The organism is Paenibacillus sp. FSL R5-0517 (assembly GCF_037974355.1).
Taxonomy (GTDB): Bacteria; Bacillota; Bacilli; order Paenibacillales; family Paenibacillaceae; genus Paenibacillus.
In genome coordinates, this window is sequence record NZ_CP150235.1 from 3,946,172 (window position 1) to 3,959,862 (window position 13,691).

Annotated in this window: 16 protein-coding genes and 1 riboswitch; of the genes, 3 read left to right on the forward strand and 13 right to left on the reverse strand. The window is 44.7% G+C overall.

Annotation, left to right across the window (positions count from 1 at the left end; translation table 11 throughout):
• Positions 1-136: 136 nt before the first annotated feature.
• The 3 genes from MKX40_RS17325 to MKX40_RS17335 form a co-directional block, all read right to left on the reverse strand.
• Entirely contained in the window at positions 137-1,027 is an 891-nt protein-coding gene (locus MKX40_RS17325) for an aldo/keto reductase (RefSeq protein WP_339234412.1), read from the reverse strand.
• A gap of 128 nt (positions 1,028-1,155) precedes the next feature.
• Positions 1,156-1,929, reverse strand: coding sequence for a glucose 1-dehydrogenase (locus tag MKX40_RS17330; protein WP_253437089.1), 774 nt, complete (start codon positions 1,927-1,929; stop codon positions 1,156-1,158).
• Between the two features lie 70 nt (positions 1,930-1,999).
• A complete protein-coding gene (locus tag MKX40_RS17335) occupies positions 2,000-2,488 on the reverse strand; it encodes a GNAT family N-acetyltransferase (RefSeq protein ID WP_017688107.1) in 489 nt (162 codons plus the stop codon).
• A 177-nt stretch (positions 2,489-2,665) separates the two neighbouring features.
• Between MKX40_RS17335 and xerS the strand changes: the two genes are divergently transcribed.
• A complete protein-coding gene (gene xerS, locus MKX40_RS17340) occupies positions 2,666-3,772 on the forward strand; it encodes a tyrosine recombinase XerS (RefSeq protein WP_339234415.1) in 1,107 nt (368 codons plus the stop codon).
• A gap of 188 nt (positions 3,773-3,960) precedes the next feature.
• On the opposite strand, the gene mobB is transcribed toward xerS, so the two are convergent.
• Both mobB and glp read right to left on the reverse strand, forming a co-directional pair.
• Positions 3,961-4,494: a molybdopterin-guanine dinucleotide biosynthesis protein B gene (gene mobB, locus MKX40_RS17345; protein ID WP_339234417.1), complete on the reverse strand. Its 534-nt coding sequence runs from the start codon at positions 4,492-4,494 to the stop codon at positions 3,961-3,963.
• Between the two features lie 7 nt (positions 4,495-4,501).
• Positions 4,502-5,770: a gephyrin-like molybdotransferase Glp gene (gene glp / locus MKX40_RS17350; protein ID WP_339243112.1), complete on the reverse strand. Its 1,269-nt coding sequence runs from the start codon at positions 5,768-5,770 to the stop codon at positions 4,502-4,504.
• A gap of 225 nt (positions 5,771-5,995) precedes the next feature.
• On the opposite strand from glp, the gene MKX40_RS17355 reads away from it, so the two are divergent.
• Complete coding sequence (locus MKX40_RS17355) at positions 5,996-6,286, forward strand: HNH endonuclease (protein ID WP_339234420.1); 291 nt, start codon at positions 5,996-5,998, stop codon at positions 6,284-6,286.
• Positions 6,287-6,403: 117 nt separating this feature from the next.
• Here the strand turns inward: MKX40_RS17355 and MKX40_RS17360 are convergent, their stop codons facing one another.
• From MKX40_RS17360 to MKX40_RS17380, 5 genes are all read right to left on the reverse strand, one after another.
• Positions 6,404-7,150, reverse strand: a complete 747-nt coding sequence (locus MKX40_RS17360; protein ID WP_253437105.1) for a DUF4247 domain-containing protein — start codon at positions 7,148-7,150, stop codon at positions 6,404-6,406.
• An 11-nt stretch (positions 7,151-7,161) separates the two neighbouring features.
• Positions 7,162-7,668, reverse strand: a complete 507-nt coding sequence (locus MKX40_RS17365; RefSeq protein WP_076317633.1) for a DUF4178 domain-containing protein — start codon at positions 7,666-7,668, stop codon at positions 7,162-7,164.
• 23 nt (positions 7,669-7,691) lie between these two features.
• Positions 7,692-8,093 (reverse strand): DUF350 domain-containing protein, encoded by a 402-nt coding sequence (locus MKX40_RS17370; RefSeq protein ID WP_017688100.1) that lies wholly within the window; start codon positions 8,091-8,093, stop codon positions 7,692-7,694.
• Positions 8,094-8,188: 95 nt separating this feature from the next.
• Positions 8,189-8,860, reverse strand: coding sequence for a PspA/IM30 family protein (locus tag MKX40_RS17375; protein WP_124115240.1), 672 nt, complete (start codon positions 8,858-8,860; stop codon positions 8,189-8,191).
• A 112-nt stretch (positions 8,861-8,972) separates the two neighbouring features.
• A complete protein-coding gene (locus MKX40_RS17380; protein ID WP_339234425.1) occupies positions 8,973-9,314 on the reverse strand; it encodes a hypothetical protein in 342 nt (113 codons plus the stop codon).
• Between the two features lie 154 nt (positions 9,315-9,468).
• Between MKX40_RS17380 and MKX40_RS17385 the strand changes: the two genes are divergently transcribed.
• Positions 9,469-10,263, forward strand: a complete 795-nt coding sequence (locus MKX40_RS17385; RefSeq protein WP_339234428.1) for a polysaccharide deacetylase family protein — start codon at positions 9,469-9,471, stop codon at positions 10,261-10,263.
• A gap of 107 nt (positions 10,264-10,370) precedes the next feature.
• Here MKX40_RS17385 and MKX40_RS17390 read toward each other — a convergent pair whose 3' ends face one another.
• The 3 genes from MKX40_RS17390 to MKX40_RS17400 form a co-directional block, all read right to left on the reverse strand.
• The gene (locus tag MKX40_RS17390) at positions 10,371-11,042 is read right to left on the reverse strand and encodes a 3D domain-containing protein (RefSeq protein ID WP_339234429.1); all 672 of its coding nucleotides are present in this window, start codon (positions 11,040-11,042) and stop codon (positions 10,371-10,373) included.
• Between the two features lie 2 nt (positions 11,043-11,044).
• A riboswitch (cyclic di-AMP (ydaO/yuaA leader) is annotated at positions 11,045-11,241 on the reverse strand.
• Positions 11,242-11,462: 221 nt separating this feature from the next.
• The gene (locus MKX40_RS17395) at positions 11,463-12,185 is read right to left on the reverse strand and encodes an amino acid ABC transporter ATP-binding protein (protein ID WP_339234430.1); all 723 of its coding nucleotides are present in this window, start codon (positions 12,183-12,185) and stop codon (positions 11,463-11,465) included.
• Complete coding sequence (locus MKX40_RS17400; protein ID WP_339234433.1) at positions 12,172-13,635, reverse strand: ABC transporter substrate-binding protein/permease; 1,464 nt, start codon at positions 13,633-13,635, stop codon at positions 12,172-12,174. The genes MKX40_RS17395 and MKX40_RS17400 overlap by 14 nt, the downstream gene beginning before the upstream one ends.
• Between the last annotated feature and the right edge of the window lie 56 nt (positions 13,636-13,691).

The following is a 13,691-nucleotide window of genomic DNA, read 5'->3' on the forward strand; positions in this document are numbered from 1 at the left end:
ATCTAAACATGATTGCCTGAAGTTTTCGCAGCCTCTGTTCCGAATCTATTATGAATTTTTCATATGTTGAAAATATTTTATGTAGGGTATAAAAAAAACCGCCAAAATGGCGGCTCCCTAAAATATATGCATTTTATTAAGTACGGCCCGTCCAATCTGCTCCGGCGATTTCTTTCCATCGTGCTCTAATCTCATCATATAATTCCTGTGGTAGTGGCCCTTTGGCCACAAGGTCAGCATTTTGCTGCCAGCGATTGGGCTTGGCTGTTCCAACAATCGCTGTATCTACGCCTTCCGTACTTAGTGTAAAACGCAGTGCAGTTTCTACCGCTGCCCGGGCATCTTCACCCAGAAAACCATATTTAAGCTCGCTTAAACGTTTCCAATATACATAAGGATATGCTTCTTCGGAGAGTGTTTCAAACGTCCAGGCCACATTAGCTATGGGCCTTTTGGCGATTACCCCCATATTTCTCTTTCTCGCCTCGGGCAATGTCAGTTCAATCGCTTCCTGATCTGCTATATTTAATGAAGTCTCCAGGCTATCAAATACTCCGGTCTGAATTGCATATAACGCATCTGTTGTATCGCCACTATATCCGATAAATCGGGTCTTTCCTGCTTCCTTGGCACGTTGCAGTACTTCGATTACTGCTCCTTCTCGAAGTACTTCTTCAGAACAGCTATGCAAATGAATAACATCCACATAGTCCGTTTTCAACCGCTTCAGACTACGATCAATCGTCTGCGTCAGTACTTTAGCATCCCAATCCGGACCATCAATCCCGGCAGCATGTCCACATTTGGTGAACAAATAGTAGTCACCGCGCCGATGTGACAACACCTCACCAATTAACTCCTCGCTATCACCATAACATTCAGCCGTATCAATCACATTTAATCCCGCATCCAAGGCACTATTCAGCAATTTTTCAACATCGCTTCTGGATGAATCCCGGATCTCCGACCCACCGAATCCAAGTGTGCTTACTTTCATACCTGTGTTTCCGTAATTACGCGTTTCCATGGTTATCTTCCTCCAAGTTCAGTGAATTGGGTACAGATAAATAGAAATATAGGTTAACATCCCTTATGTTATTACCCATGTGTTGGTGATGCCACCCACTTTTTCAGACTCTTACCAACTTAACTCATCTAAAATCCGTAGATCGACATCCCACCGTCAACCAACAACGTTTGACCCGTTATATATCCAGCTGCATCTGATGCTAGGAACACAACCGGTCCTACCACTTCCTCCAGTTCACCCACTCGCTGTAGCGGTGTGCGGCTCACAATTTCCTGCAAATACTGGGGATCATCCAGCAGTTTTTCGGTCAGCGGTGTTCGGAAATACCATGGTCCCACTGAATTGACACGGATGCCATATTTCCCCCATTCCAATGCGAGAACTTTGGTCATATGAATCAATGCAGCTTTGGTCGCACCATATACGACACCTGTTCGTAGAGCTGTGTGGCCGCCTACCGAAGAGATATTGATGATCTTCCCACCCTCGCGCTCCTTCATATGCTGACCCGCCAATTGCGAAGCAAAGAAAGCGGATTTTAAGTTTGTCTGCATGATGGTTTCCCACTGCTCGTCCGTAACTTCAAGTGCTGGTGTCCGTATGTTCATACCTGCGTTATTCACCAGAATGTCCAGACTCCCCATCTCCGAGATCGCCTCTTGAAACGTCTCTTCCATTTGTTCTCTTGAAGTCACGTCTGCAGTTAGAGCAAGCGCTTTACGCCCTGTCTGTTCATAAATGTAAGCGGCTGTCTCCTCAATTTCTTTCATTGTTCGGGATACAAGTACAACGTCACTGCCTGACTGGGCAAGTCCAATCGCAATTGCTTTTCCGATCCCTCTCCCTGCACCTGTCACCAGTGCTGTCTGTCCATCGAGATGGAATGTGGGTACGTTCATGTCACTCACTCCTTCATTAAATTCTTCATTTAAGCAGAATGCTTTATATGTAAGTAAATCCCGATTGGGATCAGGTTACAAAATACTGGCTTGGATTACCCAGTTCCGGATGGAATTTCTCTCGAAAACGGCCTCCCGTATAATCTCCTATAATTTTTCGCCAAAACGCCTGTGCAATGACATTGTTACGAACCTGAGTCACTTTCCACCTTCCTGGGAAACGTTTAAACAACTCATAGGCTGCCCGAGTGCCCACGCCACTGCGCCGATATTTTTGCATCACAAAAAACTCAGTCAAATAGTAGTCATTATCCTTGCTTCCAGGTTCCAATTTCTCCACCAGAGCAAACCCTGCTGGTGCCCCATCACTTGTAATCAAAAAAGGAAATTTGCGGTCTTCTTCTGTCCAGAATGCCTCTAGACCGGGATATTCAGGAAAAATGCCGTTACTGTCCACATCAATATTCAGATATTTGGTAAAATCATAGAGATAAAATTGCATTAAATGCCGAATCACCTGACTGCGTTCACGGGGAACCAGCTCTATTTTCATATTCATCCGGTTCACCTCCTCTGCTCTACGTATACTGATTACTTTAAAGGTTTACGCTCCGAAGGGCAAGGAAGCATCCCATACTTACGCTACTTTGGTGAACAAGCTGTGAGCATGTAAATTATGGTACACTAGAGAATAGAATACGATTAGATTGAATATTAATTTTATATGTTTTTTCACATGGAGGTGTCGAACTTGACCAACGTGCAAAAAGAGATTGATCGACGCAAGCTGGATGATAAACTACCTTCCATGCCTTGGTTCGTTCAGCAATTCATGGACTACAAGCTACCTGACCTGTCCCCCTCTACCCTGCTCGAATATCTGAGAGATTATGAAGCTTTCTTCGGTTGGTTGCGAGCAGAAGGGCTGTCCGAGGCAAGCTCTAATAAAGATGTAACGTTGAATGAACTGGAAGTCCTGCGCATGGATTCGGTTACCGCCTATCGGTTATTTCTCACAACCAAACGGGAAGGAACCAATTCTAGAATCACCGTCTCTCGCAAACTCTCTTCCCTTCGCTCTCTTTTTCATTACCTGAGCCAGATTGCGGAAGATGAAGACTTCTACCCTTTGCTGAAGCGGAACATTATGGCCAAAATCGAGATCAAACGAACCCATAAACCCAAAGATACCGCTGCCAAACTCAAAGGTAAAATTCTGGAGGAAGAGGAACTGCTGGAATTTATCGGATATATCCTTGAAGGTTATGCTGTCGATATGGAGAAGAACAAGCAGGCATTATATTCCCATGAGCTCAACAAAGAACGGGATGCCTGCATTGCCAGCCTGATTCTCAATTCAGGTTTACGAGTATCGGAAGTTGTGAACCTGAACGTCGATGACCTCGATCTGAACAACAAACTCTTGTATGTATATCGTAAAGGTAATAATGATGAGACGTACAAAACACCCGTTTATTTCAGGGAACAGGCCAAGGACGAACTCGCGAACTATATGAACTTGCGGCAATCACGTTACCGTACGCCCAAGCGGGAGAAAGGTCTGTTCATTGCTTTGCGTAACGGAGATTCAGAAGGAAGCCGAATGACCAAAAGAGCGATTCAGGCCATGATCATGAAATATGCCAAACGTTTTGGCAAACCCTACTTGACCGTGCACAAATTGCGACACTCATTCGCAACCGACTATTATTTGCAAAATGATATCTACAAAACCAAGGAGCAGCTTGGACATGCTTCTACGGAAACAACCGAGATCTATGCTCACCTTACTGACAAAACGATGTCCGAAGCCATCGAACGTCGTACGGACGACGGGATGTAACATCTTAAACAACATAAAGCAGCAAAGCGCTTCAAGGATGAGGATCCGAGAAAGGCCTGCTGCTTTTTTGATGAATTCTTCTTTTGCTAATATAGATGTATCTTGATTCGAAGTGACCTTATAAACGGTTTTAGTTTACATAATAAATATTACGTTATAACATTTCTCCTACCTTACCCACGAACTACTCATTCGCTCTTGACCCTCTCTAACAACGATTGGGCTATCTCCTGCGTTTCATGAACGGAGTACCAAGTCATATCTCTTCTTACGATGCTCAGCTCCATAAACTTCTCTGAAGATAACCATGAGATTATACCCACTACCCCTTCAAGCTGATCAACCAAGGTCAGATGCTTGTCTTCTCGAACCATCACGAATTTGGGATAAGAAGTATCCTTGAATCCTTCAATCACAATCCAATCATACCCGGACAGATGACTTAACATATCCTCCAACCTGGTTGCTTTCCTTTCCATAATTGCAGTACGTTTCTCTGACATGACAACCACAGCTGCGGCCCCTGCCTCATCAAATTGATATGAATCCGTTCCTTGTTGATCCATCTCAAAATGATCGTGTCCATCATGCTTAATCGCCGCTACCTTAAGTCCCATGGAAGAAAAGTGCCCGATCAATGCGGCTGCCAGGGTTGTTTTGCCCGTATTTTTGTATCCGACAATCTGTATAATATGTGGTTTTGTATTACTCATTGTCGTCATCGATCAACTACCTCACATGACCTGTGGGCAGTTTGAGAATACGTACCTGCTCACCCGCAGGAATACCTTTTTTCTCAGGTGGAACAACAATCAGGCAATCACTGTCCTTAATGGTGATCATCACACTGGACTCATCTACACGGGAAGCAGCCGGTATCGCGTACACCATTCCGTTGCGGATCTCTGTACGTCCACGTACGAACCGTGTAAAATTGTTCACTTTCGTATATTCTTCTTCCAAAATTGCAGTCCATTCTTCCAAATAAGGATGAGCATCCGCCTGCATGGAACGAATGGTTGGGCGAACAAAGAGACCAAAACCCACAAAGCAAGCCCCCGGGTTACCCGAAAGTGCAAAAAGTAATTTATCTTTATATACAGCAGCTGTGGTTACACTTCCTGGTCGCATCGTCACTTTGTTAAACAACATCTCCACATGTTCTTCCAGCACAAGTTCGCCCATAATATCATAGTCCCCGACAGAGACACCACCTGTGGTCACTACGATATCATTATCTTGAATGGCTTCTTCCAGTTTGGCTCTTGCCGTATTCACATCGTCCGCAATTGAACCATACATCACAGGCTCTCCACCAGCTTCAACAACCAGAGAGCGCAGCATGTAACTGTTACTGTTGCGAATCCGACCTGGTTGTAATGGCTCATCCACATCAAGCAACTCCGTACCTGTTGCGAATATAGCCACCTTTGGACGTTGAAAGACGGGAACTTCTGCTATGCCAAAAGTAGCTAACACGGACTGTTCTCCTGCTCTGATGATTGTTCCTGCTTCCAGCAGATGCTGTCCCTCTTGGACTTCCAGTCCGATTGGTGTGATGTTAGCACCCGACAATATGTGCCGTTTCAATGCAATCCACTGTTCCCCGTTCTCAATCTTGCTCTCCGTCATCTCCATCATAACTACCGCATCTGCACCTTCCGGAACCTGTGCACCCGTCATAATGCGAGCGGTCGTACCTGACACAATGGTGTGGTCCGAGGTGTAGCCGCAAGGAATTTCATCAATTACACGAAACCAAACTTGATGATCACTCGATGCTTCTATAGTATCTGTACTTATAATTGCGAATCCATCCATGCCTGATCTCCGGAAGAATGGATACGGATGAGGTGCCTGAATGCTCTCTGCAAGAGTACGTCCATGAGCAGACTCAAGGTGAACTTTCTCTATAGAGCCTGAATTTACGTGTGCTGCTACTTTGGCTTGAGCATCCGGGACCTGTACAGCTGTACGGTTGAACTTGGCAGTTGTCATATCATGTGAATGTGAGTTCAGTTTCAAAAGTATTCTTACCTCCTAGAGACATATCATCTTTTAAGAAAGTGTAGCCCGAATGCTGTAAGATAACAAGCACATCAGTTAATTGAATCCTGTGACAAAATCTTATTTTCATACAGGTGTAACATTCGTCGACCTTATATTTAACATGAAAGGACTCTTGTCTGCCCATAATATAATTTACAAAAGGAGGTAATCATCATGGATGACCAATGTGAATTGTGCGGAAGAGAACCTGTGGACACGACCGTTCATCATCTGACACCCAAAGAAATGGGAGGAACCTTTCTGCCTACGGCCAACTTGTGCATCCCTTGTCACAAACAGATCCATTCGCTATATACCAATCGTGATATTGTAACGCTTGGTCTTACGGATCTGCAGTCCTTGAGACAAGATGAACGAATGGTTCCATTTATCCGCTGGATTCGCAAACAACCTGCTTCAACCATTCCTCGTGTACGTAAATCCAACCATGTTCGCAAATCGTAAACCAAAAAGAACAGCTCCAAGGTAAATGTGCCGGCAGAGATAAATCCGCCTTACCTTTTCACTGTTCTTATGAATTGGACTATTTGAGGGTAGGTTACCACGCTTAGGATTAGATTATTATCTACGCCTCATAATGCGGCCGCCGCCCACTCTGGTTTTCGGTTTTTTGTAGGATTTTTTGGGTGAATCAAACAACCCGCCCAGACCACCACTGCTTTTGTTGCGATCAATGGTTCCCTTGCTCTGATCCTTGTTGCGGTTGAATAATCCTCCGCCAGATCCCACACTTGAATCTTTATCACTTCCGCGCCTTGTAATCGTACCTTTCCGATCGACAGTAATAGGTGGTGCAAGCTTCTTGTCATTACTTGTCGGCGCACGGTAAGATCCTGCACTCGGTTTATACGTATCTTTATTGGTATATCCCCTATAGTTGCCATAACCTCGCCCGCCAAACGAATCAAAAAGATTACCAATTAATGTAGCGGTCAGGTAGCCTTGTAGAAAAGATGAATCGTAGTTCTGTCGAACATATTCTTTGGAGTCCACCTCAACCAAGGTATCCTCCGGCTTGTTCGGGTCTTGTTGCAGGTGATAATACTCGTCCTGATACACGAGGAACATACGCTCTGTGTTCTCTGCCGAGATCTGATCCGGTTGCCTTTGGTCAGACAATTCCTGAGCCACTTCCGGAACGGTGCGGTCCGAAGCCCGGTACACATAAGACGTTGAGTTACCACTGCCGTTAACCGATTCAAGTGGGTATGTGTCCTGAACAGAAGGTGCTCCGCACGCGGACAACAGAGACATCACAAGGCTGAGGACCAGCATTAATTTTAATCCATGTGCCAAGCGTTTTTTCATTGGAACCTCTCCTAGCTCGAACGAATCACTTTGATATCCGCAGGAAGAATGGACTCACCCTCATACAGTGTAAATCTTCTGTCTTGCCACTCCACGCGAAGAAGCATATTATCATCGGACTGATACTGCCATACCAATTGTTCTCCAGCCTGGCCATACGGTGTTCTGCCTGCTGTTGACACCATTCCTCCATACTCTTCCTCCAGATGATATGCGCGTCCATCCAGATCCAACAATGTAGGTACTTCATCAGGTGCATCAAGCCTGCCATCAATGGGTGTATATAGGGCGTAACGTGTGAGTTCCCGTTCTTCGATATGCAAATATCGAAATGCGGTACCATCCTGCAGCGTGAGCACAACTGCATTTCGAGCGCGATTTTGTACCCGACCAACGACTTCATAAGTGACGAGAGAAACCTCACAGATATCACCAGGTGCAAGCTGAAGCATGGTTTTCTCTGCCTGCGGTGGTTCAGGTTTCGTTAGTATTCCTTTAATTCGTTTCCATACACTCATGAGAATTACTCCTGTTCCTTATCTTATAAACAAGCTGCAATAATCAGTGCGCCCACGATATGTAAAGCGCCAGAGAACAACCCGTATCCTGTCTTACCTTGCTGAATTCCTGTATCCAGATCGAGATTGGCCCATCTGCGAATCATAAAGTGAACGACACTCTCCAGAATCAATAAGATGATAAAGGATACCACGGACACCAACAACGCTTCTCCAAGATGACCAGCCGTAGAAATGGACGTAGCAAGTACATAACCTTGTGCAAATAATTTCATCACCATACGAGTGGTAACCGCCATGTTGCCAGCCTTAACTTCAGCAAAATCCTTATATTTCGTGAACAGTGAATCGACATACATCAAGACAAACAGCAAAACCGAACCAGATACCGTCCAGACCAGCATCGCCAAAATGTTCAAATCCATTTACACAGCCCCCACATCTCAACATGAACCGCATTTAAAAGCGAAGGAGAAACATTCTTCTCCTCCGCTGGTTAACCCTGCTGACAACCAAGGTATTAATTCTTGTTATCGTACTGTTTCATCAATGCTGCGAGTTCATCTTCAACAGCCTGATCTTTACCCAACTTCTCGAACTCTTCATCAAGCGATTTGCCTTTGGAAGACATCTCGTTGCTTGCTTCTGCCTGTGCTTCCATCTGCATCATTTTTTCTTCCATGCGTTTCATACCCGCACTTGCAGTATCGGAGCCAAACCCATTCAACGCTTTGTTAATTTCCGTTTGGGCTTTTGCTGCATTATAGCGCGCTACCAGTGTTTCCCGTTTGTTCTTCATTTGAGTCAGTTGCTTACGCATCTCGTCCAGCTTGCCACGCAGGTTATCTGCTGAAGCCTTGTTTTGATCATAACTGGTTTTGTACTCAGTCATCTTCTCTTCGGCTGCTTTTTTCTCTTCCAAAGCCCTGCGGGCCAGATCCAAGTTTTGAGCACGTGCCGCCGTATGCGCCTGCTCTTCACGTTTTTTCACTAGAGCTTCCTGCTCTTCGAATAGCTGCTTGAATTTCTTCTCAATGGCGATCTGTTGCGCTACTGCTTTCTCCGCATCTTCCAGATCCTCTTGCATGTCACGGATATATTGGTCCGTCATCTTGATTGGGTCTTCTGCCTTGTCAATAATAGCGTTGATGTTAGACATGGTTAGATCACGTAAACGTTTGAAAATGGACATTATGTTATTCCTCCTAGTCGATATTACATCGTATATAAACATACATACGTAACAATCTACAACTCGTTTCAATTTTAGCAAATAAAATTAAAACATGCGATTGCTCTTTATATTAGGAAGATCGTTTATCCTTGCTCAGATGATCCTCCATTAGCCTCTCTGCAGTCTGCACGATTTCATCGATCTGCATCCGTGTAATGGAATCAAAATGGATACCCATAATTACCGTAACGGTCATTTTTAATTGTTGGGCAGCCTTTCGGGCAAGCCGCTCACACAGTTCTTGTTCCTTATGTCCCGGAATATGGACTGTCGTGCCGCTGACCCGCTCATCTTCCACATAGAACGTGGCTACAGCGCCAATATGAGCTTTTCCTCCCGTAACGAGAAAAACCTTATCCTCTCCTGCTTCAATCACCTGTAAACGTATCGATTTCAAATCATATGTACTCATGGCTATTCCACCGCTCCTTTTCTATATGTTATATATGGAGGAATTATGGCTGTCATGAGTTAAATCAGCAATGAAACTTCTCACACTGCGCATATTTTCTCAAGTCCACGGGCATACCATAGAGAACGTCATTTTGGAAAAGGAGGCTGTTATTATGCGCGTACGCCTCATTATGCTGATGGTTATCGTTGTTTTTCTCGGAGGATATCAAGCACCACCAGCTTCATCACGGGATGCTTCAGACCCGCCAAGTGAATCGGTATCCAATACTGATTCCGTGGAAGAAGAACAATTAACATTGGGACAGTTACGTCAGAAATATGCCGATACGTTCAAAACTAATGGTCCTTCAACCAAACAGGTTGCGTTAACATTTGATGATGTGCCCGATCCACGGTTTACTCCGCAGGTGTTGGATCTGTTGAAAAAGTATAAAGTCAGAGCTACGTTTTTCATCGTTGGTAGTCGTGCTGAGAAGCACCCCGATTTGGTAAAAAGGATTGTTAAGGAAGGGCACATCGTTGGCAATCACAGCTACAATCATCCGGAGTTCAGTAAGCTGTCGATGAATGCCTTCCGCAAACAAATTTTACATACCGGGGATATCATTCGCCATTTGGCGGGATATACGCCCAAGATGATTCGACCTCCGTATGGAGACATTAATGAAGAACAGCTGCAATGGGCTGCCAGACAACATTATAGTATTGTGAACTGGAACGTTGACTCTCTGGACTGGAAAGGTCTTTCCAAGGAAAAGGTGAAAGATAACATCCTGTCTGCTGTAAAACCTGGCTCCATCGTTCTACAACATGCAGGAGGCGGTGTTGGATCGAATCTGAATGGCACGATTGAGGCTTTGCCTGAAATTATTGAGGAACTGCGTAACCGGGGATATGAACTGGTCACCTTGGACGAAATGCTGGGATTACCGAAGGCGAAAGAATAGAATAACCGTGTTAGGTAATCATGGAAATATTAAAAGGGTGCTGTTCAATCGCAAGTTAGCGACTGGCAGACACCCTGTTTGAATTCAGTTTAAATGAAATTTACGCTCTACTTCAGAATGTACAACTCGATATCCTGAAAACCAAATGTGCTTACCGACTGTTTGCTACCAGGGATAAAGATATCAATCCGGTGACCCTTGATTGCACCGCCCACATCACGTGCTGTAGCCACAAAAGCCTGTTTTGGCAATCCTGGATGGCTGTGACCCGTTACCAGTACTTTGGTTCCAAGAGGAATGACACTAGGATCTACTGCAATCGTACCCAGTTCAAGGTCATTTCCGAAATAATCGACCGCACCCCATCCTCCATTTTCAGACGGATCTGCAGAGTATGCTGTTGCTTTCACGTTCACAGTTTTACTATAATCAAATGTTTTACCCCACGCTTGAACCACTTTGTTATCTGTGTTAACGTCCAAGCTTGCTGTCGTAACCGTTTTGGCTTGGGTCTTGCTCTCCGTCGCCGCGGCAGCTACATTGTTTGCCTTACCGGGAATAGTAATTTTCAAACCACCATAAATGTTGTAAGGCGAAATGTCATTGTTTGCTTTAACTAACGTGTTCATTGATACTCCGTATTGTTTCGATAAGGTGTAGAAGGTATCCCCCTCTTTGGCCACATGAACTGAATCGGCGTGAGCCGGAACGGCTTGAATGAGCATTGCTGTTGTCATTAATGCTACTGCTGTTTTGGCTATACGTTTCTTGTTAATCATGGTCTTCCTCCCTCATTGTGCCTGCGAAGTTAGTTGTCGGATTCGGATGAGGAGCCCACCCTATAGGTCCATCATTACATTTGAAACGATATGTACCCCTAATTCACCCCAAGCAGTGTGCTGTAGATCTTCCCCCTGCACTATCTGCATCGTTACATCCCCCGCACTCCCTGTCCGGAAGTTTCGGCAGAGTTCAATATATCACAATTTTGTAACCTGAACTTGTAGTAATTCTTACCAAATGGATTCAACATGTATAAGCACGTGTAAGAATATTGAATAATCTAAAAGTGTTTGGGCCAGATATCCGCTATATATTTGGTAACAGAATAGTTACTTTTCGAATCCCATATGTAATTATTTTCAACAAAAAAATAGCGTTACCGACTCGAAGTCAGTAACGCTATTTAATCGATTCATTTAGAGTACTTTCGCAAGGAAGTCACGTGTACGTGAATTTTTCGGTGCTCCAAACACCTCATCAGGTGTTCCCTCTTCCACAATAACCCCGCCATCCATGAACAGGATACGGTCTCCCACTTCACGTGCAAACCCCATCTCATGCGTTACGATGACCATGGTCATCCCGCCTTCTGCAAGACGTTTCATGACATCCAGAACTTCGCCGACCATCTCGGGGTCCAGTGCCGATGTAGGCTCGTCAAACAGCATGACATGCGGCTGCATGGCCAGTGCTCTAGCAATGGCGATCCGCTGCTTCTGTCCACCGGACAGCTGATTCGGGAATACATCTTTTTTATCGTACAAGCCCACGGTGTTAAGCAGATCAGCAGCAATTTTTTCCGCTTCCAGCGTGGATTGTTTCTTTACTTTGATCGGAGCGATTGTGATGTTTTGTTCTACCGTTTTGTGTGGGAACAGGTTGAAATGTTGAAACACCATACCCATTTTCTCACGAGTTGCGTTAATGTTGTGCTTCGGATCGGTGATTGACACGCCTTCAAAATCAATCTCTCCCGAGGTAGGTTGTTCCAGCAGGTTCAGACAACGTAAGAATGTACTTTTCCCTGAACCGGAAGGACCGATGACCACGACAACCTCACCTTTGCCAATCGTCACGTTAATGCCCTTAAGCACATCGTTATTTCCATAAGATTTGTGTAATTGTCTAACGTCTATCACTTGCACTCAACTTCCTTTCCAGTCGTCCCAGCAGCTTGGACAAAATGAACGTCATTACAAAGTAGATGGCTGCTGCAATCAAAAATGGACTCAAGCCTTGGTACGTAATGTTTTTGACCACACTTGCCTGATACATAATGTCCACCATACCGATAACGGAGATAATGGAGGATTCTTTGATGATGGTTATAAATTCATTACCGATGGCCGGTAATACAGCTTTGAAGGCTTGCGGTAAAATAATATAACGCATTGCTGCCCCTCTACCCATTCCCAGGGAACGAGCTGCTTCCAACTGACCCCGATCCACACCTTGAATACCTGCACGGAAAATCTCTGCCAGATAAGCACCACTATTAATTGAAAGTGTAATGATACCTGCCTGAAGTGCAGTGAAGTTAATGCCAAAGCTTAGGGAAAAACCATAGTAAATGATCATTAATTGTACCAGCATTGGTGTACCACGGATCACTTCAACGTAAGCAGTACCGATCCACCGCAAAATTGCAGCGTCATGCAAACGGAACAAACAGATGATCAATCCAATAATTACCCCGAAGATAACCCCAAGTGCAGACAACAGAAGTGTGTAGCCTATACCTGTAGCATAGAAACTTTTGTACTGCCAGAATACTTGGAAAATATTTTGTGATTTGTTTGCTTTGTCCGCCATCAAGAGGCTGGCGTCCGTCACCATCTGATTGATTTTATCTTCGCTTTTCAATCGCTCCAGTGTTCCATTTACGGCTGCTAGCAGCTCGGTATTGCCTTTACGAATCCCGATTGCCGCTTCTGCTTGCTCTTCGTCCGGAACAGCAGCAGCAAGTCCAATGATATCGTCCAGATAACCTGCAGCCACGGTATCTTCTACGATTGCCGCGTCAATACGTTTGGTTTGCAGTTGAAGCACGATATCCGAGATTTTATCAAGCGCAGTAAGCTTCGCTCCTGGAATACTCTGTCCGATCGTTTCCTGAATGGAGCCTTTCTGAACGCCAATCTTCGCATTTTCAAGTTCGGTCATGGTTGGATATTTGTCTTTATCCACATTGCGAACCATAATCACTTGTTTTGATTTATAGTAGGTGTCGGAAAAATCGATACTTTTCTTCCGCTCATCCGTCGGCGTCATACCTGAAATCACCAGATCAACACGCCCGCTCTGCAATGAAGGCAGAAGACCGTCGAAGCCCATATCCTCAATTACAAGCTCAGCGCCAAGATCTTTGGCAATCTCTTTGGCGATCTCAATATCAAAACCAACGATTTCATCTTTACCATTAATCACTTTATGGAATTCATATGGTGCAAAATCGGCACTTGTACCGAGCACCAGCTTTTTACTGCTTGAATTATCTGTAGTTCCACTTGCCAATGCCACAGGAACGGCAGTCGTCAGCAGAATAACAAAGGTCAACAGCATCATGGTGTAACGACTTATCAATTTCAACCTTTTTCTCCCCTTACAGTACATTGTATGCTTCTCATGTTGATGACTGAGTCATT

What these genes read in the sequence shown, in the direction of transcription:
- MKX40_RS17325 (WP_339234412.1), bottom strand. Translation starts at nt 1,027, where the DNA reads ATGGAAACGCGTAATTACGGAAACACAGGTATGAAAGTAAGCACACTT.
- MKX40_RS17330 (WP_253437089.1), bottom strand. Translation starts at nt 1,929, where the DNA reads ATGAACGTACCCACATTCCATCTCGATGGACAGACAGCACTGGTGACA.
- MKX40_RS17335 (WP_017688107.1), bottom strand. Translation starts at nt 2,488, where the DNA reads ATGAATATGAAAATAGAGCTGGTTCCCCGTGAACGCAGTCAGGTGATT.
- xerS (WP_339234415.1), top strand. Translation starts at nt 2,666, where the DNA reads ATGGAGGTGTCGAACTTGACCAACGTGCAAAAAGAGATTGATCGACGC.
- mobB (WP_339234417.1), bottom strand. Translation starts at nt 4,494, where the DNA reads ATGACGACAATGAGTAATACAAAACCACATATTATACAGATTGTCGGA.
- glp (WP_339243112.1), bottom strand. Translation starts at nt 5,770, where the DNA reads ATGACAACTGCCAAGTTCAACCGTACAGCTGTACAGGTCCCGGATGCT.
- MKX40_RS17355 (WP_339234420.1), top strand. Translation starts at nt 5,996, where the DNA reads ATGGATGACCAATGTGAATTGTGCGGAAGAGAACCTGTGGACACGACC.
- MKX40_RS17360 (WP_253437105.1), bottom strand. Translation starts at nt 7,150, where the DNA reads ATGAAAAAACGCTTGGCACATGGATTAAAATTAATGCTGGTCCTCAGC.
- MKX40_RS17365 (WP_076317633.1), bottom strand. Translation starts at nt 7,668, where the DNA reads ATGAGTGTATGGAAACGAATTAAAGGAATACTAACGAAACCTGAACCA.
- MKX40_RS17370 (WP_017688100.1), bottom strand. Translation starts at nt 8,093, where the DNA reads ATGGATTTGAACATTTTGGCGATGCTGGTCTGGACGGTATCTGGTTCG.
- MKX40_RS17375 (WP_124115240.1), bottom strand. Translation starts at nt 8,860, where the DNA reads ATGTCCATTTTCAAACGTTTACGTGATCTAACCATGTCTAACATCAAC.
- MKX40_RS17380 (WP_339234425.1), bottom strand. Translation starts at nt 9,314, where the DNA reads ATGAGTACATATGATTTGAAATCGATACGTTTACAGGTGATTGAAGCA.
- MKX40_RS17385 (WP_339234428.1), top strand. Translation starts at nt 9,469, where the DNA reads ATGCGCGTACGCCTCATTATGCTGATGGTTATCGTTGTTTTTCTCGGA.
- MKX40_RS17390 (WP_339234429.1), bottom strand. Translation starts at nt 11,042, where the DNA reads ATGATTAACAAGAAACGTATAGCCAAAACAGCAGTAGCATTAATGACA.